The sequence below is a fragment of the Arsenophonus endosymbiont of Bemisia tabaci Q2 genome (assembly GCF_902713415.1).
Taxonomy (GTDB): domain Bacteria; phylum Pseudomonadota; class Gammaproteobacteria; order Enterobacterales; family Enterobacteriaceae; genus Arsenophonus.
The window spans coordinates 1-2,327 of sequence record NZ_CACTIE010000255.1; the positions used below are offsets into that span (position 1 = coordinate 1).

At 34.4% G+C, this 2,327-nt stretch carries 4 protein-coding genes; 2 read left to right on the forward strand and 2 right to left on the reverse strand.

Annotated elements, in window-relative coordinates:
• Positions 1 to 172: 172 nt before the first annotated feature.
• Complete coding sequence (locus ARSQ2_RS10825; protein WP_181995299.1) at positions 173 to 313, reverse strand: hypothetical protein; 141 nt, start codon at positions 311 to 313, stop codon at positions 173 to 175.
• Between the two features lie 626 nt (positions 314 to 939).
• Entirely contained in the window at positions 940 to 1,608 is a 669-nt protein-coding gene (locus ARSQ2_RS10830; RefSeq protein ID WP_238334474.1) for an XRE family transcriptional regulator, read from the reverse strand.
• A 158-nt stretch (positions 1,609 to 1,766) separates the two neighbouring features.
• On the opposite strand from ARSQ2_RS10830, the gene ARSQ2_RS10835 reads away from it, so the two are divergent.
• On the forward strand, positions 1,767 to 1,994 hold the full coding sequence (locus ARSQ2_RS10835) for a transcriptional regulator (protein WP_181995301.1): 228 nt from the start codon (positions 1,767 to 1,769) through the stop codon (positions 1,992 to 1,994).
• Positions 1,995 to 2,127: 133 nt separating this feature from the next.
• A partial coding sequence (locus ARSQ2_RS10840; protein WP_238334475.1) for an IS630 transposase-related protein occupies positions 2,128 to 2,327 on the forward strand: 200 nt, incomplete at its 3' end.

Genomic DNA, 2,327 nt, shown 5'->3' on the forward strand with positions numbered 1-2,327 from the left:
GCGTCTTAATTTTGATTACAAAATATATGTTTTTCTCCAATATAAATTTACTGATATAGAGTAATTACTTGTAATCATTTTAAAGTCGCCCAGCTATAACGCTTTCTTTACGCGACTCATCACCTTTCTTTTGAGTGAAAGAAGGGGGCCGCTTAGGTTTTGCGGTTATTTGTTAATTCAATTGCTTGGTTGGATTTAAGGCAGCTTTTAATGCCATATTGAGTGCTTTATTACGATTATAGGCTGTTTTCTTGGCTCTTCTGCGGGCATCTCTTCGTCTGCGTGCATTATCATAACCATGAAAGTTACACATACCTACCTCCTAACAATCGGTTTTAGTGGTGTGTGCCGAAGTTTCCAGATCGGTATCAACATTGTTATTTCCTTGGCATAGACAGAAGAATCAACGCTGATTGATATATTTCACACACCCCAAAACCGACTGTTGTCGGTGTTCGCTTTTTCAGCGAGATAGTCTTAAAGAGCGGGACTGCTTAACTGTTGTCTCACTTTGCCTTCTTCATGTTCATACGCCTCAGGCTGGCTACTTAGCAACGTTTGGCAAAGGTTCAGATATATAGCTGGACGAGACTTTAAAATGATTACAAGTAATTACTCTATATCAGTAAATTTATATTGGAGAAAAACATATATTTTGTAATCAAAATTAAGACGCTTAACTATAACTCGCAGTATTGTCTGGTTTTTGTCCGTTGCAGTGAGTTGATGAAACAATGATAGGTTTTTCTATTGCTATTGTCAATCGTAAAAACGATTAAAGTTAATAATTAAATGATAATATCTGTTTTTTATTTAAAAAACGATTGTTATTGATTTTGAAATGAAAAGTAGATTTGGAGTATAAAGCGAGTTAAAGCCCACTATCCACTATCCACTATCCACTATCCACTATCCACTATCCAAGTGGGCTCGTTATGTTTAATCTATTTTACCTGCTACATAGTAGACTTTTCCTATTATTAGTAGCTCAGAGGCAGAAACGATAAATTCTGGGTAATCATCAGATTTATAATTTTTTAACTTAATTTTATTTTCAGGCAAACTGTAAAGGGCCCGTATCATAAACACTCCACCATAAGATACTAAATAAATCTTACCATTTTTAATATCTTTTATACTTGTATCGAGTGCAACCGTTGAGTTTTCCTGAATAATCGGTGACATGCTGTCATCAGGCACAATTATTGATATTGAATCTTTAATGGAGCTATTAGTTTCTTGAACTATATTTTTAGGTATTAAAAACATAGAATAAGTGACCTTTTCACCTCTAACGCTAGGGGAAAGCACCCACTCAATGCGGTTATATAATCTTAATTTAACAATATTATCCTTGTCATATTCCTGAGTCTTGTCCGTATAATCCAATATAGAATCAATAAGTAATTGATTATTAGGTTTTATTTCATGAGCTTTCATTGTTCCAATACCATCTGAAAGCCATTCAGGGTTGACACCTAAAACTTTCGCTATTTTTATTAATTTTTTTGTTCCTGATGCGCCGCCGCTAGTCAGTCTCCATACACTTGACTGAGCCATTCCTACCGCTTTAGCTAAAGATCCTTGAGTAAAGCCTTTTTCTTGCATTGCTTGTTTTAGTCTTTCTGAAAAATTCACATGAATAACCTCATTAAATACTTCCTAAAATAATATCGCATAAACGATATACATTCAAAATAGCAAATGCGATTGACTATTCGTTTATTCATTCTTATAATCACTATAATTTATAGGAGATGAGATTAATGAAGAATTATGGAATAGAAAACGCTATAAAAATAACCGGAAGTCAAAAAGCATTAGCAAAAAAATGTGGCTTAGCGCAATCAACTATTTCCGATTGGTTAAATGGTAAAAAACCAGTATCCCCCAAATGTGTATCTGATTTAGTTGAAGCTATTCAAGGTAAAGTGCCAGCTTATCGTTTTAGACCAGATTTACCAAGGTTATTCCCTCATCTTGACAGTGAATAAAAAATAATGACTATTTTTTAGTATAAACGCTCTTTAACAACTTGGCCTCCCTGAAATTGGGAGATTTTACCTTCCCACCCCATCGGGAGGGATAACTATAGCTAAGCGACTTAATTTTGATGACATTATTTATATGAGCTATTCAATTAATTTTAGACGTAAAATGATATTTACGATGGAAGAAGAAGGGTTGAGTATCCGAGAAACAGCGAAGCAATTTCGGATTGGCTCTGTATCTGTATCGCGTTGGATTAATCAAATAGAGCCAAAAGCATCGACTACGCGTCAGCGAAAAATCGATAAATCCGAGTTGATAAAAGATGTTGAACAATA

What these genes read in the sequence shown, in the direction of transcription:
- ARSQ2_RS10825 (WP_181995299.1), bottom strand. Translation starts at nt 313, where the DNA reads ATGTGTAACTTTCATGGTTATGATAATGCACGCAGACGAAGAGATGCC.
- ARSQ2_RS10830 (WP_238334474.1), bottom strand. Translation starts at nt 1,608, where the DNA reads ATGCAAGAAAAAGGCTTTACTCAAGGATCTTTAGCTAAAGCGGTAGGA.
- ARSQ2_RS10835 (WP_181995301.1), top strand. Translation starts at nt 1,767, where the DNA reads ATGAAGAATTATGGAATAGAAAACGCTATAAAAATAACCGGAAGTCAA.